This window comes from Pseudomonas sp. KK18, assembly GCF_037094675.1.
In the GTDB taxonomy this organism is placed as follows: Bacteria; Pseudomonadota; Gammaproteobacteria; order Pseudomonadales; family Pseudomonadaceae; genus Aquipseudomonas.
Map to the genome: position 1 here is coordinate 1,030,683 of NZ_CP146605.1, position 20,853 is coordinate 1,051,535.

Here is a 20,853-nt window from a genome sequence, read left to right on the forward strand (position 1 = left end):
CTGTCCTCCAAAGCTGCGGAGTTGCCATGTTAATCAAGTTTCCCAAAGCGTCTGATTGCCAAGAATCGGATGTCACGCCTGAATCCCTCTATTTCTCTCGCCGCAGCTTGCTCGGTGGTGCGCTTGCCGGCCTGGCTGCCAGCAGCCTGCCGCGTTGGGCCAGTGCGGATGATGCGGCACGTTATGCCGATGTCGAGCCGGGCAATGCACCTGGCTGGTTTGCCGAAAAGCTGCCGGGTACCAAATGGCAGGCGATTACCGTCAAGGACGAGGCCATCACCCCTTTCAAGGACGCAACCCACTACAACAACTTCTATGAGTTCGGTACGGACAAGGGCGACCCTGCAGCCAATGCCGGGTCTCTGAAGACTGAGCCGTGGAGTGTGGTGATAGATGGTGAGGTCGCCAAACCTGGGCGCTATGCGCTTGAAGACTTCATGAAGCCCTATCAGTTGGAAGAGCGAATCTATCGACTGCGCTGTGTAGAGGCCTGGTCGATGGTCATTCCGTGGATAGGGTTCCCTATATCGGAACTGCTCAAGCACGTCGAGCCGACCTCGAACGCCAAGTACATTCGTTTTGAAACCCTGCAGGACCCCAAGAGCATGCCGGGGCAGCGGTCCAACTTCGCCTTGATCGACTGGCCTTATGTAGAAGGGCTGCGATTGGATGAGGCGATGAATCCCCTGGCGATCCTTGCGGTGGGCATGTATGGGCGGGAGCTGCCGAACCAGAACGGCGCGCCGTTGCGGTTGGTGGTGCCGTGGAAATACGGATTCAAGAGCGTCAAGTCGATCGTACGCATCAGCCTGGTCAGCGAGCAGCCGAAAACCACCTGGCAAAGTATTGCCGCGAGTGAGTATGGGTTTTACGCAAATGTGAATCCTACCGTCGACCATCCGCGTTGGACCCAGGCGCGGGAGCGGCGGTTGCCCAGCGGGCTGTTCAGCCCCAATGTGCGTGAGACACAAATGTTCAACGGCTACGCCGATGAAGTCGCCTCTCTTTATACGGGCCTCGATCTGCGGAAGAACTATTGATGCGCTATCCGATCTGGCGCATCGGCGTCTTTATAGCAGCGGCGGTGTGGCCGCTGTTCTGGCTGTACGAGGCCTGGAGCTTTGCGCTGGGACCTGACCCGGGCAAGGTGCTGATGGATCGGCTCGGGCTTGGCACCTTGATTCTGTTGTTAATAACCCTGGGTATGACACCGTTGCAGAAGCTCAGTGGTTGGGCGGGGTGGATCGCCGTGCGACGGCAACTGGGATTGTGGTGCTTTGCCTATGTGGTTTTGCATCTCGCTGCTTACTGCGTGTTTATCCTTGGGTTGGATTGGTCGCAGTTGGGGGTTGAGCTACGGAAGCGGCCTTACATTATTGTGGGTACCTTGGGATTCCTTTCTCTATTGGTGCTGGCAGTCACCTCCAACCGATACAGCCAGCGTCGCCTTGGTGTGCGCTGGAAGAAACTGCATCGTTTGGTTTACGTGATTCTCGGGCTTGGTTTGCTGCATATGTTGTGGATCGTGCGGGCAGATCTCAAGGAGTGGGCTATCTATGCATCTATAGGGGGGGTGCTTCTGGTCCTGCGTATACCGCCGGTGATGCGCCGAATTCCCCGTCTTATTGCTAAAAAACCATCTTCTGCAACAAAAGCGTAATTAACCCTTGACGGCAGATTCTGGAAGTCTATAATTCGCCCCACTTCCGGCGCAGTCGAAACGGAAAACTCCTTGGTAAACAAAGAGTTATGTAGGTTTCGGCAGCGAGTTGCTTCAGGTCATCGAAGCCCAGAAGGAGTTAGTAAGGCAGTGTTGTTTGGCCCTATTAACGTTTCGATCTTCTCGGTCGAAAGCGGAGAAAAAGAGGTGTTGACAGCAGCGTGTAACGCTGTAGAATTCGCCTCCCGCTAACGAGAGATCGGAAGCGCAAGTGGTTGAAGTTACAAAGGAAACTTTGAAAACTTCTGAAAATAATCACTTGACAGCAAATGAGGCTGCTGTAGAATGCGCGCCTCGGTTGAGACGAAAGATCTTAACCAACCGCTCTTTAACAACTGAATCAAGCAATTCGTGTGGGTGCTTGTGGAGTCAGACTGATAGTCAACAAGATTATCAGCATCACAAGTTACTCCGCGAGAAATCAAAGATGTAACCAACGATTGCTGAGCCAAGTTTAGGGTTTCTTAAAAACCCAAAGATGTTTGAACTGAAGAGTTTGATCATGGCTCAGATTGAACGCTGGCGGCAGGCCTAACACATGCAAGTCGAGCGGTAGAGAGAAGCTTGCTTCTCTTGAGAGCGGCGGACGGGTGAGTAATGCCTAGGAATCTGCCTGGTAGTGGGGGATAACGTCCGGAAACGGACGCTAATACCGCATACGTCCTACGGGAGAAAGCAGGGGACCTTCGGGCCTTGCGCTATCAGATGAGCCTAGGTCGGATTAGCTAGTTGGTGGGGTAATGGCTCACCAAGGCGACGATCCGTAACTGGTCTGAGAGGATGATCAGTCACACTGGAACTGAGACACGGTCCAGACTCCTACGGGAGGCAGCAGTGGGGAATATTGGACAATGGGCGAAAGCCTGATCCAGCCATGCCGCGTGTGTGAAGAAGGTCTTCGGATTGTAAAGCACTTTAAGTTGGGAGGAAGGGCAGTAAATTAATACTTTGCTGTTTTGACGTTACCGACAGAATAAGCACCGGCTAACTCTGTGCCAGCAGCCGCGGTAATACAGAGGGTGCAAGCGTTAATCGGAATTACTGGGCGTAAAGCGCGCGTAGGTGGTTCGTTAAGTTGGATGTGAAATCCCCGGGCTCAACCTGGGAACTGCATTCAAAACTGACGAGCTAGAGTATGGTAGAGGGTGGTGGAATTTCCTGTGTAGCGGTGAAATGCGTAGATATAGGAAGGAACACCAGTGGCGAAGGCGACCACCTGGACTGATACTGACACTGAGGTGCGAAAGCGTGGGGAGCAAACAGGATTAGATACCCTGGTAGTCCACGCCGTAAACGATGTCAACTAGCCGTTGGGAGCCTTGAGCTCTTAGTGGCGCAGCTAACGCATTAAGTTGACCGCCTGGGGAGTACGGCCGCAAGGTTAAAACTCAAATGAATTGACGGGGGCCCGCACAAGCGGTGGAGCATGTGGTTTAATTCGAAGCAACGCGAAGAACCTTACCAGGCCTTGACATCCAATGAACTTTCTAGAGATAGATTGGTGCCTTCGGGAACATTGAGACAGGTGCTGCATGGCTGTCGTCAGCTCGTGTCGTGAGATGTTGGGTTAAGTCCCGTAACGAGCGCAACCCTTGTCCTTAGTTACCAGCACGTTATGGTGGGCACTCTAAGGAGACTGCCGGTGACAAACCGGAGGAAGGTGGGGATGACGTCAAGTCATCATGGCCCTTACGGCCTGGGCTACACACGTGCTACAATGGTCGGTACAGAGGGTTGCCAAGCCGCGAGGTGGAGCTAATCCCAGAAAACCGATCGTAGTCCGGATCGCAGTCTGCAACTCGACTGCGTGAAGTCGGAATCGCTAGTAATCGCGAATCAGAATGTCGCGGTGAATACGTTCCCGGGCCTTGTACACACCGCCCGTCACACCATGGGAGTGGGTTGCACCAGAAGTAGCTAGTCTAACCTTCGGGGGGACGGTTACCACGGTGTGATTCATGACTGGGGTGAAGTCGTAACAAGGTAGCCGTAGGGGAACCTGCGGCTGGATCACCTCCTTAATCGACGACATCAGCTGCTCCATAAGTTCCCACACGAATTGCTTGATTCATTGAAGAAGACGATAGAAGCAGCTTTAAGCTCCAAGCTGATAGCTCTTAGCTAATCAGTTACGCGCTCGAAATTGGGTCTGTAGCTCAGTTGGTTAGAGCGCACCCCTGATAAGGGTGAGGTCGGCAGTTCGAATCTGCCCAGACCCACCAATTTTGTTATGGGGCCATAGCTCAGCTGGGAGAGCGCCTGCCTTGCACGCAGGAGGTCAACGGTTCGATCCCGTTTGGCTCCACCATTAACTGTTTCTACTGTTAGAGTTTAGAAATGAATATTCGCCAATGAATATTGATTTCTAGTCTTTGATTAGATCGTTCTTTAAAAATTTGGGTATGTGATAGAAAGATAGACTGAACGTTACTTTCACTGGTAACGGATCAGGCTAAGGTAAAATTTGTAAGTAATTGCGAATTTTCGGCGAATGTCGTCTTCACAGTATAACCAGATTGCTTGGGGTTATATGGTCAAGTGAAGAAGCGCATACGGTGGATGCCTTGGCAGTCAGAGGCGATGAAAGACGTGGTAGCCTGCGAAAAGCTTCGGGGAGTCGGCAAACAGACTTTGATCCGGAGATGTCTGAATGGGGGAACCCAGCCATCATAAGATGGTTACCTTACACTGAATACATAGGTGTATGGAGCGAACCAGGGGAACTGAAACATCTAAGTACCCTGAGGAAAAGAAATCAACCGAGATTCCCTTAGTAGTGGCGAGCGAACGGGGACTAGCCCTTAAGTGGCTTTGAGATTAGCGGAACGCTCTGGAAAGTGCGGCCATAGTGGGTGATAGCCCTGTACGCGAAAATCTCTTAGTCATGAAATCGAGTAGGACGGAGCACGAGAAACTTTGTCTGAATATGGGGGGACCATCCTCCAAGGCTAAATACTACTGACTGACCGATAGTGAACTAGTACCGTGAGGGAAAGGCGAAAAGAACCCCGGAGAGGGGAGTGAAATAGATCCTGAAACCGTATGCGTACAAGCAGTGGGAGCAGACTTTGTTCTGTGACTGCGTACCTTTTGTATAATGGGTCAGCGACTTATTTTCAGTGGCGAGCTTAACCGAATAGGGGAGGCGTAGCGAAAGCGAGTCTTAATAGGGCGTCTAGTCGCTGGGAATAGACCCGAAACCGGGCGATCTATCCATGGGCAGGTTGAAGGTTGGGTAACACTAACTGGAGGACCGAACCGACTACCGTTGAAAAGTTAGCGGATGACCTGTGGATCGGAGTGAAAGGCTAATCAAGCTCGGAGATAGCTGGTTCTCCTCGAAAGCTATTTAGGTAGCGCCTCATGTATCACTGTAGGGGGTAGAGCACTGTTTCGGCTAGGGGGTCATCCCGACTTACCAAACCGATGCAAACTCCGAATACCTACAAGTGCCGAGCATGGGAGACACACGGCGGGTGCTAACGTCCGTCGTGAAAAGGGAAACAACCCAGACCGTCAGCTAAGGTCCCAAAGTTATGGTTAAGTGGGAAACGATGTGGGAAGGCTTAGACAGCTAGGAGGTTGGCTTAGAAGCAGCCACCCTTTAAAGAAAGCGTAATAGCTCACTAGTCGAGTCGGCCTGCGCGGAAGATGTAACGGGGCTCAAACCATACACCGAAGCTACGGGTATCACCTTCGGGTGATGCGGTAGAGGAGCGTTCTGTAAGCCTGTGAAGGTGAGTTGAGAAGCTTGCTGGAGGTATCAGAAGTGCGAATGCTGACATGAGTAACGATAATGGGTGTGAAAAACACCCACGCCGAAAGACCAAGGTTTCCTGCGCAACGTTAATCGACGCAGGGTTAGTCGGTCCCTAAGGCGAGGCTGAAAAGCGTAGTCGATGGAAAACAGGTTAATATTCCTGTACTTCTGGTTATTGCGATGGAGGGACGGAGAAGGCTAGGCCAGCTTGGCGTTGGTTGTCCAAGTTTAAGGTGGTAGGCTGGAATCTTAGGTAAATCCGGGATTCTAAGGCCGAGAGCTGATGACGAGTTATCTTTTAGATGACGAAGTGGTTGATGCCATGCTTCCAAGAAAAGCTTCTAAGCTTCAGGTAACCAGGAACCGTACCCCAAACCGACACAGGTGGTTGGGTAGAGAATACCAAGGCGCTTGAGAGAACTCGGGTGAAGGAACTAGGCAAAATGGCACCGTAACTTCGGGAGAAGGTGCGCCGGTGAGGGTGAAGGACTTGCTCCGTAAGCTCATGCCGGTCGAAGATACCAGGCCGCTGCGACTGTTTATTAAAAACACAGCACTCTGCAAACACGAAAGTGGACGTATAGGGTGTGACGCCTGCCCGGTGCCGGAAGGTTAATTGATGGGGTTAGCTAACGCGAAGCTCTTGATCGAAGCCCCGGTAAACGGCGGCCGTAACTATAACGGTCCTAAGGTAGCGAAATTCCTTGTCGGGTAAGTTCCGACCTGCACGAATGGCGTAACGATGGCGGCGCTGTCTCCACCCGAGACTCAGTGAAATTGAAATCGCTGTGAAGATGCAGTGTATCCGCGGCTAGACGGAAAGACCCCGTGAACCTTTACTATAGCTTTGCACTGGACTTTGAATTTGCTTGTGTAGGATAGGTGGGAGGCTTTGAAGCGTGGACGCCAGTTCGCGTGGAGCCAACCTTGAAATACCACCCTGGCAACTTTGAGGTTCTAACTCAGGTCCGTTATCCGGATCGAGGACAGTGTATGGTGGGTAGTTTGACTGGGGCGGTCTCCTCCTAAAGAGTAACGGAGGAGTACGAAGGTGCGCTCAGACCGGTCGGAAATCGGTCGTAGAGTATAAAGGCAAAAGCGCGCTTGACTGCGAGACAGACACGTCGAGCAGGTACGAAAGTAGGTCTTAGTGATCCGGTGGTTCTGTATGGAAGGGCCATCGCTCAACGGATAAAAGGTACTCCGGGGATAACAGGCTGATACCGCCCAAGAGTTCATATCGACGGCGGTGTTTGGCACCTCGATGTCGGCTCATCACATCCTGGGGCTGAAGCCGGTCCCAAGGGTATGGCTGTTCGCCATTTAAAGTGGTACGCGAGCTGGGTTTAGAACGTCGTGAGACAGTTCGGTCCCTATCTGCCGTGGACGTTTGAGATTTGAGAGGGGCTGCTCCTAGTACGAGAGGACCGGAGTGGACGAACCTCTGGTGTTCCGGTTGTCACGCCAGTGGCATTGCCGGGTAGCTATGTTCGGAATAGATAACCGCTGAAAGCATCTAAGCGGGAAACTAGCCTCAAGATGAGATCTCACTGGAACCTTGAGTTCCCTGAAGGGCCGTCGAAGACTACGACGTTGATAGGTTGGGTGTGTAAGCGCTGTGAGGCGTTGAGCTAACCAATACTAATTGCCCGTGAGGCTTGACCATATAACACCCAAGCAATTTGCGTCGAAGAGACCAGATTGCGGTGTGTGAAGACGAAACGAACCGAAAGTTCGAGATCTTGCAAAACACCGAAAGCTATCACATACCCAATTTGCTGAAGCGAGGCCAACTGGCCGCGACTCAGTACCCGAATTTCTTGACGACCATAGAGCATTGGAACCACCTGATCCCATCCCGAACTCAGCAGTGAAACGATGCATCGCCGATGGTAGTGTGGGGTTTCCCCATGTGAGAGTAGGTCATCGTCAAGATTAAATTCCAGAACCCCTGATTGCTTATGCAGTCAGGGGTTTTGTTTTGGGCGGTCGGAAAGTATGGCGAGCTTGCTGGCGAAAAACTCCAACGGTAACGCGGGCTACCTGATGCCACGCATTGGTCTAAATCCCCTCGTCCCAATCCCCCCTCGCGCGCACAAACGCTACTGAATCCCCCGACAAATTTGCACAGTTATTTCTGAACCAGAACACTAGAATAGGCACCTAATCTTTTTTAGAGTCCGAGCCCTATATGCCCGACCCGGTTGATGCCCTTGAGGCGTCAGACTTACCGCTGGACGAACTCGTGGCATGCCATGAGTGCGACTTGTTGATGCGCAAGCCGGAGCTTGCCCGCGGTGAGAAGGCCCAATGCCCGCGCTGCGGCTACGAGCTGTACGCTCACCGCCACAACGTCGTTGAACGAAGCCTGGCGTTAGTGCTTGCGGCGCTATTGTTGTACGTCCCCGCGAACTTTTTACCCATCATGCAGCTCAATCTACTCGGGCAGTCCTCGCAGGACACCGTATGGACCGGCGTCGTCGGCCTGTTCGACACCGGCATGCAGGGAGTCGCCGTGGTGGTGTTCCTCTGCAGCATGGGCATTCCGTTGCTCAAGCTCCTGTGCCAACTGGCGGTATTGCTGAGCATTCGCTGGAACATCGGTCGCAGCTACGGCCTGCTGTTTTATCGCATTTACCACCACCTCAAGGACTGGGGAATGCTCGAGGTGTACCTGATGGGCGTGCTGGTGGCGATCGTAAAACTGGCTGACATGGCCACTATCACCGTAGGGCTCGGTCTGGCCTGCTTCGTCAGTCTGTTAATGGTCCAGATACTGCTGGAGGTGGTCATGTCACCTCACCAGATCTGGGAAGCGCTGTCAGGAGAGGATGCTCATGCGGGCGATTGATGCGGGCATTCTGATCTGTACCGAATGCCACGAACTAAACAAACAAGACCCGGACACCGACGAGCAAACCTGCACCCGTTGCGGCGCGCTGGTCCACGCCCGTCGTCCGAACAGCCTGACGCGCACCTGGGCGCTGCTGATCACGGCAGCCATCTTGTACATCCCGGCCAATTTGTTGCCGATCATGACCGTAAGCTCCCTGGGCCAAGGCGATCCGAGCACCATCATGTCCGGCGTGATCCAGTTGATGCAGCACGGCATGTTCCCGATCGCCGCTGTAGTGTTCATCGCCAGCATTCTGGTGCCCACCTTCAAGCTGGTGGGCATCGGCTTGTTACTGTTCTCGGTGCAGCGTCACCAGCCACTTTCCGCGCAACAACGCATTATCATGTACCGCTTTATCGAGTTCATTGGCCGTTGGTCCATGCTGGATATCTTCGTGATTGCCATCCTGGTGGCGGTCGTAAACTTTGGGCGACTTGCCAGTGTCGAGGCCAATCTCGGTGCCGTAGCGTTCGCCAGTGTGGTGATCTTGACGATGCTTGCCGCAGTAACTTTTGATCCCCGACTGATTTGGGATAACACGGAGTCGGACGACGACCATGAGTGATTTGCCTAAGGCTAAAACCCGCCCAGCTTCCAACTGGTCGGCCATTTGGGTGCTGCCCCTGATTGCCCTGATCATCGGTGGCTGGTTGGGATGGCGTGCGTACAACCAGCAAGGTATCGAGATTCAGGTACGCTTTGAAAGCGGCGAAGGCATCCAGGCCAACAAGACCGAAGTGGTCTACAAAGGCATGTCCGTGGGTAAGGTGAAAACCCTGGCCCTGGATGACGAAGGTAACAATCGCGGGGTGATTGCTACCATCGAGATGAACAAGGATGTGGAGCAATACCTCAAGACCAACACCCGCTTCTGGCTGGTCAAGCCAAGTGTCAGCCTGGCCGGGATCACAGGCCTGGAAACCCTGGTCTCGGGTAACTACATCGCCGCCAGCCCAGGCGATGGTGAGCCGACGCGCAAGTTCAAGGCCCTGTCCGAAGAACCGCCTTTATCCGACGCCAAGCCCGGCCTGCACCTGACGATCAAAGCTGATCGACTCGGCTCGCTGAACCGTGGCAGCCCGGTGTTCTACAAGCAGATCCAGGTCGGCCAGGTCAAAAGCTACCTGCTCTCCGAAGACCAGACCACCGTTGAAATCAAGGTCTACATCGAGCCGACCTACGCCAGCCTGGTGCGTAAACACACGCGTTTCTGGAACGCCAGCGGCATCAGCATAGACGCCAACCTTTCCGGCGTAAAAGTCCGCAGTGAATCCCTGGCCAGCATCGTTGCCGGCGGTATCGCCTTCGCCACGCCGGAGAACCGCAAGGACAGCCCACCGACGGACCCGAGCCTGCCGTTCCGCCTGTACGAAGACTTCGATGCAGCCGCGGCGGGCATCAAGGTCAAAGTCAAACTCACCGACTTCGAAGGCCTCCAGGCGGGCCGCACCCCGGTGATGTACAAAGGCATCCAGGTCGGCAGCCTGAAAACCCTGAAGATCGATCCGGACCTGTCCAGCGCCAATGCAGAGTTGACCCTCGACCCACTGGCCGAAGACTACCTCGTCCAGGACACCCAATTCTGGGTGGTCAAGCCGTCTATCTCCCTGGCGGGCATCACCGGGCTGGAAGCGTTGGTCAAAGGTAACTACATCGCCATCCGTCCCGGCGACAAGGGCACCGCGCCACAACGGGAGTACGTCGCCCGCGCCAAGGCGCCGCCACTGGACCTGCGTTCCCCCGGCCTGCACATGGTGCTCTTCACCGACAACCTCGGTTCCCTGGATGTCGGCAGCCCGATCCTCTACAAGCAGGTCAAGGTCGGTTCCGTGCAGAGCTACCAGTTCTCCCGCAAGAACAAGCAACTGGTGATCGGCGTCCATATCGAGAAAGAATACGAAGGCCTGGTCAATGGCTCGACCCGTTTCTGGAATGCCAGCGGCGTGACCCTGACCGGTGGGCTTACCGGCGGCATCCAGGTGAAAAGCGAATCCCTGGCCAGCCTGATGGCGGGCGGTATCGCCTTCGAAACCCCGGAGCCGAATGTGCCGCTGAAAAAGCGCATCCCACGTTTCCGTCTGTTCCCGGATCGCGAAGCCGCCAACCAGCACGGTACATTGGTGACCATCAAGGTCGACCGCGCCGATGGCCTGCGCCCGGGTACGCCAGTGCGCTTCAAGGGCCTGGACGTAGGCAAGATCGAAAGTGTCGACCTGAGCGCCGACATGCAATCGGTGCTGCTCAGCGCGCGTATCACCCAAGTGGCCGACCGCATCGCACGGGCCGGCAGTCAGTTCTGGGTGGTCAAGCCTGAACTGGGCCTGATGAAAACGTCGAACCTGGAAACCCTGGTGACCGGCCAGTACATCGAAGTACAGCCAGCGACCAAAAGCATCGGCCCACAGAAGAGTTTCGTCGCGCTGGACAAGCCGCCAGAAGCCGTTCATCAGGAGGAGGGCCTGAGCCTGGTACTCAGCGCCGCACGCCGTGGCTCGTTGAAGGAAGGCGTTCCGGTCACTTACCGCGAAGTCACCGTAGGCAAAGTTACCGGCTACGAGCTGGGCCAGACCGCCGACCGTGTGCTGGTTCACATCCTGATCGAGCCCAAGTACGCGCCTCTGGTGCGCAGTGGCAGCCGGTTCTGGAACACCAGCGGCTTCGGGCTCGACTTCGGCTTGTTCAAGGGCGCGACTGTTCGCACGGAGTCCCTGGAGACCCTGGTCGCCGGCGGCATCGCCTTTGCCACGCCGGACGGCGAGCGTATGGGCAACGCTGCACGGCCCCAGCAGACCTTCCCGCTGTTCGACAAGTTTGAAGATGAATGGCTGACCTGGGCGCCTAAAATCCCGCTCGGCAAATAGATCGAGGCGCGGCCTTCGCGAGCAAGCCCGCTCCCACATTTGACCCAGTTCCCATTGAAGGAACCCGATTGAATGTGGGAGCGGGCTTGCTCGCGAAGAGACCCTCAAGAACACAAAAAAAAGGCCGCGATCCAGAAGATCGCGGCCTTTTTGCATTTCAGCGCAACTGATTAAACCTCATCCAGCTCCGGCTCATCCGCCTGCACATTCACCGTCGCCTTCACCACATCGTGACGACGGATGTACTTCCAGTCCGCTTCATCAATGTAGATCCCGTTCGGCCCGCTGCCGCCTTCCAGGTCGATCGCCACCTGGGCGGAAACCTGCGGCTTCACACTCGCCAGAATCGGCACGAAGCCCAGTTGCAAGCTGGTCTCCAGCAATGCCGCCTGGTTCTTCTCATCGATGTCCGCGGCTTCATCGAGGTAGTACGGCAGGCGCACACGACCGGCCTGGTCGCGGTCCATCAAGTGCAGCAACAAATACATGTTGGTCAGCGCCTTGATGGTCATGGTGGTGCCGTTGGAGGCGGCGCCATCGATGTCGGTGTGAATGATCGGCTGGCCGTTGACCTTGGTGATCTCGAACGCCAGTTCGAACAAGTCCTTGAGGCCCAACTGGTTATGGTTGGCCGCAACCAGGCGCGCCAGGTATTCCTTGGCTTCCTCGTTCTTGTTGTCCTGCTCGGCGCTCTGGCTCAGATCGAACACCGACAGGGTTTCGCCTTCTTCATACTGACCGGCACTGTGGATGATCTGGTCGATATGCTTGAGGGCTTCCTTGTTCGGCGCGAGCACGATGCGGAAGCTCTGCAGGTTGGACACCTGGCGCTTGTTGATCTCACGGTTGAACAACGCCAACTGGTGCTCAAGGCTGTCGTAGTCGCTGCGGATATTGCGCAAGGTGCGCGCGATATCCGTGACCGCCGCCCGCCGGGCCTTGCCCAGGGTCAGGGCTTCATCGGTACGGTGCGCGTAAGCGTTGATCAGCAGGTGCAGGCGGCGCTCCATATCGTCTTCACTGTCGAACTTGGCCACGCCCTTGAGGCGCACCTGTGCGTACAGCGCGTCGATCTGGCCATCAGCGCGCAGCAGGCCTTGCCAGCTGTCCTGGTAGTCATTGAGCAGCGGCAGCAGGTTGTCCATGGAATCGTCGACCGGGTCCATGAACGGCGTACCAAACGGCAAGTCTGCCGGCAGCAACTGGCGACGACGCAATGCGTCATCCAGGGTGCGCTGCTTGGCTTCCATATCACCAATCTGCCGGCCTACCAATTGCAGCTTGGCCGACAGTTGCTGGACGCGCTCGGTAAACGCATCGCTGGAGCGTTTCAATTCGTCCTGGGCCGCTTCCATCTGCGCCAGGCTTTCCAGCTTCTCGCCTTCCTCGGCGCTCAGGGTTTGTGCTCGGCGGAAATCTTCCAGCGCCTTCTGCGCGTCCAGTACCTGTTGGTACAGCGCTTCAGTCTGGGTCTTGCTCGCCGCGCGGTCGGCCGCCACGGCTTGCTGGGTTTTCAGTTGCTTGAGTTCTTTTTCCAGACGCTCTTTCTGGTCGCGCAACGCGGCGCGGTCAGCCAGTGCCTGCAACGCCGGTGGCTCGATGTGCGAGATGTCGATGGCCAGCCCCGGCACTTCAAAACGCTCGCCCTTGAAGCCATCAAGGATCTGCTCCAGGGATTTCACCCACAGGCCGTCCTCGTCCAGCGTGATGCCATGCTCACCCAGCGGCAAGCTGAACAGCGAACTGTTGAACAGGCGCATCAGACGCTCGACATCCTGCTGCGAGAATTCTTCCCGCAGCTTGGCGTAGCTGTTGTTGTCGGCGTGATCGAGTTGCTGCTTCACCGACTTCAGGCGTTTTTCCAGGTCCCGCAGACGTTCGTCCAGATCCTCGGCGCTGAACTGACGCGACTGCGCCAAGGCCCCGGCCAGTTCATCGTGGGCATCCTTGGCGGCCAGCAGTTGCTGCTCCAGCACCTTGACGTCATCCACCAGCGCGAAGCGGTGCTTGAGCACCGACAGCTCACCCAGCCAGCGCTGAATCCCGCTGATTTCCCGCTCCAGACGCATCAGCTCCTGAGTGCCGCCGCGCTGGTCGTTCTGCAGCGAATCCTGCTCGTTGCGGTAATGCTCGGCCTGGATCGTCAGTTCTTCCTTGCGCGCACTGGCGTAGTCCGACCAGGTGCCCAGCAACGAATCCAGCAGCGGTGACAGGCGATGCAGCTTGCCCCGCAGAATATCCCGCTGCTTCACGCCGTTGGCCAAGGCTTCTACCAGAGGGCCGGCAGCCACCAGCGAGTTGTAGTCCTGCTCCATGCGTCGTACATCGCGGAAGGCTTCTTCGCACGCCGCGATGTAATCGACACTGCCGGAACGCAGGCTGTGTTCGAACGCATCCAGAAACAGCTGCTTCAACTTGGCCGCGGTGATTTCCCGCATGTGCAGCAAATTGATAAACAGCGCGCGGAAGGTCTTCAGGCTCTGCTCGCTGGTGGAGCGCAGCGGAATCAGGGTCAGGTCCAGCGGGATCGACGTATGGCCGCCCACCAGCAAACGCCGCAGCTCATCGGGCTTGAGCTCATAGGCTTTCAGGCCTTCGCGCTCAAGGTTGGTGAACAGCTCTTTCTGGCGCAGGCAGGTGTCGTTCTTCTGGTAGTGCGCCAGGTCCAGCTTGCCGGCGTAGGCAAAGAACTGGTGACCGAAACCACCGCCCGGGCCGCGACCGACCACGCCGATCACGTGCGGGCCATGGGGAAGCGAGACTTCCACGAGGATGTAGCTGGTGTCGGTGGCAAAGTAGAAACGCCGGGATTGCTCCAGGGTGTACTTGCCGAAACTCATGTCCGACATGCGCGCCAGAATCGGGAACTGCAAGGCGTTGATCGACGCCGATTTGCCGAGGTTGTTCGCGCCGTACACCGACAGCGGTTCTTCCAGCGGGAACAAACCCAGGCTGTAACCGGCGGTGTTCAAAAGGGCGAAGCGGCGAATGCCGTAGCGTTCCTTGCTCATGCGTCGGTCTCCTGTTCTTCGGCAATGGCGCGGGCCAGGGCGTCTTCTTCGCTTTCTTCTGCAAAGTCACTCAAGTCCAGCGGGTCATCGGTCTTCAGCAGTTTTTCATCGCTGTCTTCGTCGATGATCACCGGGGCCGGCAACGGCAATACGCTGTGGATGCTCGCGGCCAGGTCGCGGTCTTGCTGGACCGAGAGGCACACATCGAGGAAGCGGTGCATCGGCGGCAGGAAGCGGTAGATGCCGTTCTCTTCACCGGCAAAACCCAGCTGGGTCATGCGGCGCATGATTTTTTCTTCCAGTTCCTCGACGGTCTGCACTTCGGCCTGGATAAACAGGTCGCGGTACTTTTCCAACAACGACGGCAGTTCGTCACGGCCCAGGCTGCCACCGTCGAGCACGGCGATCGGGTCGCGGCCCTGGTCGGCCAGGTGCTCGACGATGATGAAGGTGAACAACGCCAGGCGCTGGGCGGTCTTGTTGACCTGCGCGGCGGCCACGGCCGAGTCCGGCACGAAGTAGTAGAAACCCCGCGTGTCGCACACCAACTCAAAGCCCAGGGCCTTGAACAACGTGCGGTACTGGTCCTGGAAGTTCGACAGTTGGGCGTACAGCTCCGGGTCGCGGCGGCTGACGTGGTAACCCTTGAACAGCTCGCGAAAGATCGGCGCCAGCTGGGACAGTTCGGATAGATCAAGATGCATGAGGGGTGCTCGCAGAATTCCCGGCCGTATCAATACTGGCTGGAAGCAGGGCGAATGAGCGCAGGCTGACCTGGTGCTCGTGAGTGTGGTAATCCCGTCGTTCCAGACGTTCGCGCTTGAAGCGTTTTTCCCGCGACAGGCGTGAGAACCAGTACAGCAACTCGTCGGTTGCGCCGTCCGGTTCCTGCTCCAGCAGCCAGGTCATCAGGTCCGGCATCGGCAGCGCGTCTTCACAGCGCTCGAGCATTTCCTTGACCGTGCGCGGTGCGCGAGGGGCTTCGCCCTTGTGGGATTTATGCGCCTTGGGGAAACGCGCCGGCTTCGGTTCGAAGTTGGCCAGGGCGTACACGTAGGCTTCGACCTGGCTGGCACTGCCAAGAAAGGTGCTTTGCGGCCGGGTGAACATCGGCATCGCCGCTTGCGGCACCGCGTCCAGGCCCTTGCGGCGAATCGCCGACAAGGCCAGCGCCGCGCCCCGGGTCACGGCATTGTGCCGGCGCGCTTCTTCCCGCAACGGCAGCAGCAGTTCCCGGGCGTGACGCAAGGTCAGTTGGGCGCTGGTCTGCATTTCGAGGATGCGCGCGTGGGTGCGCAGCAGCATGTCGTCGTCCACCAGGTGGCCGAGGCGCTGCTGCTCGGTGAGCATGCGCAACAGTACGTTTTCCACCTTGCGCACGCCTTGTTCGAAGGCGCCGTCGGCGTTCACCAGTTGAATCATCGGCTCGACGTATTCGTCCCAGGTCGCCAGTACTTCGGCGTAGCGCTGGCGCAACGGGATCTGCCGGTCGCTGGTCTTGGCGCGATCGGCCACGGCAGCGAGGGCCTGTTCGTCGTTGGCGAGTTTTTTCAGCACGTCGCGCACGCGCATGTCCAGCAGGCGCAATTGGCGCGCCAGGTCATGGCCGTCGCGGATGTCGAAGGCGTCCTGGATATAACCCGCCAGGCGCTCAAGGTGGCGCAGGTAGGCTTCGATTTCCAGGCACAGGCCTAGCCGGTGCTCCTTGCGAAGATACGCCAGGAAGTCGTGGATCTGTGCGTTGAGCTCGAAACGGTTCGGGCTCTTGGCGACAGGCACCAGGATATCCAGGCGAATCCACACGTCCAGCAGGCTGGTGATGTCCTGTGGCGTGCTGTCCAGTTGTTGGGCGGCCAGCTGGGCGCGCAGTTCGCTGAGGCTCAGGGTGCCTTGGTCGAAGTGTTCGCACAGTGGCTCAAGCAGGGCCCAGTGTTCGGCGAGGGCGCGCAAGACGCGCTTGGGTTCGATCATCGGAATGGCCGGCTGGTTAGCGATTAAAAGCAGCGATTGTACTGCATCGGTGCCGGGATTTATCCACAGCCGGTCGTGAGGCGCTCACCGGAACGATCAACTGCGGGCGATCTTCGTCGAAGGGCGGTAGAATCCCTGTTCTTTAGTTATCCACAAGTGGCCGACCTTTGCTTATCGAGTCCCGACGTCGCGCTTACTTGACCGCCATGCAGGTGGTCAACTGGCTGCCGCGCACTGAATTACCGTTCGCCGCCCCTTCGCGGCCCGAGCTGCTGGAGGCCCCGGAACCGTTCGAGGCTTTCGAGCCTTCGGGTGAGGAGGCGGCTGCGCCGGTGCCGCTGGTCAAGCCCGTGGCAGAAACCCCGGTGGTCCGGCCAAAGGTCGAAGTGCCGCGCCCGTCGCCGGTGGCCAAGCCGGTCGTCGCCGAAGAGGCACCTGCCGTGGTCAAGGCTCCGGTCGTACCGCCGCCACGCTTTGCCCTGCAACTGCTGCGGGCCGGGCGATGCCTGCTGCTGGTGGAGTTACCCACAGGCGAGCGCTTCCAGGCCCGCGACCCAGCCTATCTGCTGCTCAAGGACATGTTGCGCGCCGCCGGCCTGCCCGACAGTCCGCAAATCGTTGGCGAGCCGGTGCGCTGGCCGCTGCTGGCCCGGGGCACCATGGACCAGGGCCCGGAAGCCGCACGGGATTTTGTGCAAGGTTTTGTCTCGGCGCGCCTGGAAGACGAACCCTGCGTGTGCCTGTGGCTGATCGGCCTGCCCGCCGTGCGTTTTGCCGGCGAAGCGAATGCCGAGGCCTGGTACCGCGAACTGCAGGTCGAAGGCCTGGGCTCCGTCTGGGCCCTGCCGGGCCTGGAACTATTAATGGAAGAGCCACAGCGTAAGGCTGATGTCTGGCAAGCCATGCGCCGGCTGATGGCGCGCTGGAAAAGTACCGATGAGTGAAGCTTTATCCTTCCGCCCGATGACCGAGGCGGACCTCGACGCTGTACTGAAGATTGAATACGCAGCGTTCAGCCACCCCTGGACCCGCGGGATTTTTCTCGACGGGCTGGGCAAGTACCAGATCTGGCTGATGTTTGAAGGTGAGCAGCAGGTGGGCCACGGGGTGGTGCAGATCATCCTCGATGAAGCGCATTTGCTGAACATCACCGTCAAGCCGGAAAACCAGGGCCGTGGCCTGGGCTTGAGCTTGCTGGAGCACCTGATGTCCCGGGCCTACGAGGCCAAGGCGCGGGAATGTTTCCTGGAAGTGCGCGACAGCAACACCGGCGCGTTCCGGCTGTACGAGCGTTATGGTTTCAACGAAATTGGCCGTCGGCGGGATTATTACCCCGCCGTCGGTGGCCGCGAAGATGCGGTGGTGATGGCCTGCACCCTGGTCGACTAAACACAGGGCCCAATGTGGGAGCGGGCTTGGTGGGAGCGAGTAAGCCCGCTCCCACATTCAGTTCGGCAGGGTGTCAGCGGTTGCCGTCTACTGGATCGATATCGGCCAACTCGGCCTCATCCAGGCCATTGCCGCCGCCGATCTCGTCTTCATCGACGATACTCAAATCGTAATCCGCCGGATGGTCTTCACCTGCTTCCTGCGCATCCCGCGCGCCATCCTCATGGATCAGCGTTTCCGGGCTCATGTCATCATCGGTTGAGTCATGATCGTCAGTGGAAGCACCGGTCATCCCGGCTTCGCGCACCCGTTCGTCGGGCATCAGGTGCTCACGCTCCCGAGGCGGAATTTCGTCGCCGATTTCCGCAGTCGGCTCCTCCTTGTCAAAATCCAGCTCGCGCATTTCGCCCATGCGATCTTCGTTGTCATCAATCGGTTCCGGCTGTGTAGCGCCGTAGGGACGTCGTGATTCAGTCATGGCGATTCCTCATACTGTGGGGCTTATAGTGTGTGGACAGGCATGGCTCCCCAAGATTCAAGAAATTGCCGCCGGCTATCTTTATTGTTGGCGTGACCCGGACGGGCGGTCGAGTGTCAAAACTGCGCATCATTCCTGAGGCTTTCCCTGATGAACGAACTACAAGACTTGCTTGATAACAACGAACGCTGGGCGGATGCGATCAAACAGGAAGATCCCGAATTCTTCGCCAAGCTCGCCCGCCAGCAAACCCCGGAATACCTGTGGATCGGCTGTTCCGACGCCCGGGTACCGGCCAACGAGATCGTCGGCATGCTGCCTGGCGACCTGTTTGTGCACCGCAACGTGGCCAACGTGGTATTGCACACCGACCTCAATTGCCTGTCGGTGATCCAGTACGCAGTCGACGTGCTCAAGGTCAAACACATCCTGGTGACCGGCCACTATGGCTGCGGTGGCGTACGCGCCTCGATGCAGGACAACCAGTTGGGCCTGATCGACGGCTGGCTGCGCACCATCCGTGACCTGTACTACGAAAACCGCGACGTACTGGCCCAGTTGCCCACGGAAGAGGAACGCGTAGACCGCCTGTGCGAACTGAACGTGATCCAGCAGGTGGCCAACGTCGGCCACACCAGCATCGTGCAGAACGCCTGGCACCGCGGGCAGAGCCTGTCGGTTCATGGCTGCATTTACGGGATCAAGGACGGCCGCTGGAAAAGCCTGAACACCACCATCAGTGGCTTCGAGCAACTGCCGCCGCAATACCGCCTGCGCCCGCTGGGTGCGGTCTAAGGGCTTTTGCGTTCGCGCCACTGCTCCATGAATTGCTGACCCTCGGGATTCAACGGCTCCTTCATGCCGGTGATCCAGCCCCGACAGTTGAGCTCGCCGCACTGGCAGCGAAACTGTCGGAACAATACGTCCTCGGTGTGGGCGTAATCCATGGTCAGCAGGGCACCAGCGGGAATGGGCTGAACGGACCACAGTTCCAGGTACGTCATGTCGAGAAACGCGTTCGGGTTGCATGAATGCGAAAGCAGGCCGCTGAACCAAGGGTCGTACAAGTGGATACGCGAGGACATCTGCACCGTATGCAGGCGCCGCTCATTCAATGCGTAGCCGGACACCCTGGCGATACACAGGCGGCTGTCAAAGGCGACGCGGGTCTTGATTCCGTCGCCTGAACCGTCTCGGGTACGCACCACTTCATAGTCGCGAGCGCGGGGGTAGCCGTGTTCGGCGAGGGCGGTCGCGAACGGGTAAAGACACTTGCTCACAGCGGTTTTAGCCTTGTCCATGGCTTGAGTTTTCATAACTCTCCAGGAGGGGCTGCATCGACCTGCCGGTGGTGTCTTGACTGCCAGTCTTGCAGCGGATGGGCGCGGCTCAAGACTCGCTTAAGTGGGAACCAATTTCTACTGTCAAATCTGACAGTAGAAATTGGCTATCTTTTATGTAGGAAAATGCCCTTCTTGCAGCCTGCTTCAGAGCGCCGGTGCTTCAATCGCCGGTTCTGGCACTGCGCTTTTCAATTGCCTCAGCTGGGTCTTGATCGCCGGCTGGGCACACTTGGCGTTCGCTTGATCGGGCGTCAGCTCGCGGATAGAGGTGTAGAACAGTTCGCAGGTCTGCTCCTTGCGCGTTACCTGCCAGGTGTTCATGCAGCCTTTGAGCTGCACATTCGGATCGCTGGCTGGCTTCTGGCCCATCGAGGCCTGCCAGCAGGCGGCGCTCAAGTCCTGGCCCATCACCTTCAAACCGGCCTCGTCGGCCTTTTGCTCGTCACCGTCATAGGTGTCGGGGTTGGCGGCATACCAGATGTAGCTCGGGTGATTGGCACCCAGTACGGCGACCTGGCTCCCGACGGCCGGGCTGATTTGCGCCAGGCCCAGTACGGCAACGGTTTGCCCGTATTGCTGCTTGATCCAGCTGCGCACCGGCGCGCCGAAGGCCACCATCGGCAACGCGCCGCCCGCGTGCTGGCTCAGCTCCTTGACCATCCGGGTCTGATAGTCGGTGAAGTAACCGTACACACCTTCCAGGTCCTTGCCCGCCGTGGCAGGGGCGGCGATCGGGGCGATGTCGATGATGGTCTGGTATTCCGGCGTCTGGGGCGCCGGGATGCCGTTGGCCGTGAGCAAGGTCGCCCAGCGGTCGGTGGTGGCCGACTCCAGGTAGTCCTGGAAGTGGGTCAGGGAATAATCCGGCGGGAAGTGCAGCAGCTCGATGCTCTTGCGGTTTTCCAGGGCCATGCCCAGCGGCAGGAACAGGTACCAGTTGAACTGCCACTTGCCATCGCCATTGAGTTTGCTGGCGCCCTGGTAAGCCAGGTCGGCGGTATCGAGCAAGGTGGTCAACGGCTGGCCATAACCGTCTGGCACACCGCTGAACGTGGCCAGCACCTGGTCATGCTCGGTCTTGACGCTGACTTTGGCCCGGCTGTAACCGTCGCGTTGCAGGCTCTGGTTCAGGTAGTGCTCGACGGTCTGTTCCAGCGTCCAGGGACGAAAACAGATGACGCTGCAATTGTTCGGGTACGCGAACAACTGGGTGACCCGTTGCGGGGTACCCAGCGGTACGGTGATGTCAGCCTGTACGACCGCACTCAAGGTCAGTGCGGCCAGGGTGAAGGACAACCTGGTGAGTTTGAACATGGATGGTTCCCTGTCAGCGAAAGCCCGTCTGCGCGGGGTGAATGCCCACCCTCACACAGTAGCGGTTGACCGGGAAAAGCGCGTAGAAAAACTGCGCGCTTGTCGCTTTT

At 57.8% G+C, this 20,853-nt stretch carries 14 protein-coding genes, 2 tRNA genes and 3 rRNA genes; 13 read left to right on the forward strand and 6 right to left on the reverse strand.

Annotation, left to right across the window (positions count from 1 at the left end; translation table 11 throughout):
• Positions 1-26 precede the first annotated feature (26 nt).
• From msrP to V6607_RS04425, 10 genes are all read left to right on the forward strand, one after another.
• A complete protein-coding gene (gene msrP, locus V6607_RS04380) occupies positions 27-1,040 on the forward strand; it encodes a protein-methionine-sulfoxide reductase catalytic subunit MsrP (RefSeq protein WP_003212121.1) in 1,014 nt (337 codons plus the stop codon).
• On the forward strand, positions 1,040-1,660 hold the full coding sequence (msrQ, locus tag V6607_RS04385; RefSeq protein WP_134325724.1) for a protein-methionine-sulfoxide reductase heme-binding subunit MsrQ: 621 nt from the start codon (positions 1,040-1,042) through the stop codon (positions 1,658-1,660). Before msrP ends, msrQ begins: the two co-directional genes overlap by 1 nt.
• A 544-nt stretch (positions 1,661-2,204) precedes the next feature.
• Positions 2,205-3,741: ribosomal RNA gene (locus V6607_RS04390) — 16S ribosomal RNA — on the forward strand.
• 124 nt (positions 3,742-3,865) lie between these two features.
• A tRNA-Ile gene (locus tag V6607_RS04395) sits at positions 3,866-3,942 on the forward strand.
• Positions 3,943-3,952: 10 nt separating this feature from the next.
• Positions 3,953-4,028, forward strand: a tRNA-Ala gene (locus tag V6607_RS04400).
• A 224-nt stretch (positions 4,029-4,252) separates the two neighbouring features.
• Positions 4,253-7,146 (forward strand): 23S ribosomal RNA (locus V6607_RS04405).
• A 153-nt stretch (positions 7,147-7,299) separates the two neighbouring features.
• Positions 7,300-7,415, forward strand: a 5S ribosomal RNA gene (rrf, locus tag V6607_RS04410).
• The 16S, 23S and 5S rRNA genes sit together here with 2 tRNA genes alongside, the layout of an rRNA operon.
• A gap of 256 nt (positions 7,416-7,671) precedes the next feature.
• The gene (locus V6607_RS04415) at positions 7,672-8,331 is read left to right on the forward strand and encodes a paraquat-inducible protein A (protein WP_003214364.1); all 660 of its coding nucleotides are present in this window, start codon (positions 7,672-7,674) and stop codon (positions 8,329-8,331) included.
• On the forward strand, positions 8,318-8,941 hold the full coding sequence (locus V6607_RS04420) for a paraquat-inducible protein A (protein ID WP_003214366.1): 624 nt from the start codon (positions 8,318-8,320) through the stop codon (positions 8,939-8,941). Before V6607_RS04415 ends, V6607_RS04420 begins: the two co-directional genes overlap by 14 nt.
• On the forward strand, positions 8,934-11,237 hold the full coding sequence (locus V6607_RS04425) for an MlaD family protein (RefSeq protein WP_003214369.1): 2,304 nt from the start codon (positions 8,934-8,936) through the stop codon (positions 11,235-11,237). Before V6607_RS04420 ends, V6607_RS04425 begins: the two co-directional genes overlap by 8 nt.
• Positions 11,238-11,407: 170 nt before the next feature.
• Here V6607_RS04425 and mksF read toward each other — a convergent pair whose 3' ends face one another.
• Genes mksF through mksB form a run of 3 tightly spaced genes read right to left on the reverse strand, consistent with a single transcriptional unit; the run spans position 11,408 to position 16,219 of the window.
• Positions 11,408-14,248 carry an Mks condensin complex protein MksF gene (gene mksF, locus V6607_RS04430; protein ID WP_008437530.1) on the reverse strand — a complete coding sequence of 947 codons (2,841 nt, stop codon included), beginning with the start codon at positions 14,246-14,248 and terminating at the stop codon, positions 11,408-11,410.
• Positions 14,245-14,952, reverse strand: a complete 708-nt coding sequence (gene mksE, locus V6607_RS04435; protein ID WP_003214375.1) for an Mks condensin complex protein MksE — start codon at positions 14,950-14,952, stop codon at positions 14,245-14,247. The genes mksF and mksE overlap by 4 nt, the downstream gene beginning before the upstream one ends.
• Entirely contained in the window at positions 14,942-16,219 is a 1,278-nt protein-coding gene (gene mksB, locus V6607_RS04440) for an Mks condensin complex protein MksB (RefSeq protein WP_003214377.1), read from the reverse strand. Before mksB ends, mksE begins: the two co-directional genes overlap by 11 nt.
• 206 nt (positions 16,220-16,425) lie before the next feature.
• On the opposite strand from mksB, the gene V6607_RS04445 reads away from it, so the two are divergent.
• Together V6607_RS04445 and rimI are read left to right on the forward strand one after the other, a co-directional pair.
• Complete coding sequence (locus tag V6607_RS04445) at positions 16,426-17,163, forward strand: hypothetical protein (RefSeq protein ID WP_003214379.1); 738 nt, start codon at positions 16,426-16,428, stop codon at positions 17,161-17,163.
• A complete protein-coding gene (rimI, locus tag V6607_RS04450) occupies positions 17,156-17,608 on the forward strand; it encodes a ribosomal protein S18-alanine N-acetyltransferase (RefSeq protein WP_003214382.1) in 453 nt (150 codons plus the stop codon). Before V6607_RS04445 ends, rimI begins: the two co-directional genes overlap by 8 nt.
• Before the next feature lie 73 nt (positions 17,609-17,681).
• On the opposite strand, the gene V6607_RS04455 is transcribed toward rimI, so the two are convergent.
• A complete protein-coding gene (locus V6607_RS04455; protein ID WP_003214383.1) occupies positions 17,682-18,086 on the reverse strand; it encodes a hypothetical protein in 405 nt (134 codons plus the stop codon).
• Positions 18,087-18,236: 150 nt separating this feature from the next.
• On the opposite strand from V6607_RS04455, the gene can reads away from it, so the two are divergent.
• Positions 18,237-18,881 carry a carbonate dehydratase gene (gene can / locus V6607_RS04460; protein ID WP_003214385.1) on the forward strand — a complete coding sequence of 215 codons (645 nt, stop codon included), beginning with the start codon at positions 18,237-18,239 and terminating at the stop codon, positions 18,879-18,881.
• Here can and V6607_RS04465 read toward each other — a convergent pair.
• Both V6607_RS04465 and V6607_RS04470 read right to left on the reverse strand, forming a co-directional pair.
• Complete coding sequence (locus tag V6607_RS04465) at positions 18,878-19,402, reverse strand: hypothetical protein (RefSeq protein WP_003214386.1); 525 nt, start codon at positions 19,400-19,402, stop codon at positions 18,878-18,880. The two genes, can and V6607_RS04465, sit on opposite strands and share 4 nt — an antisense overlap.
• A gap of 171 nt (positions 19,403-19,573) precedes the next feature.
• The gene (locus V6607_RS04470) at positions 19,574-20,743 is read right to left on the reverse strand and encodes a hypothetical protein (RefSeq protein WP_134325725.1); all 1,170 of its coding nucleotides are present in this window, start codon (positions 20,741-20,743) and stop codon (positions 19,574-19,576) included.
• Between the last annotated feature and the right edge of the window lie 110 nt (positions 20,744-20,853).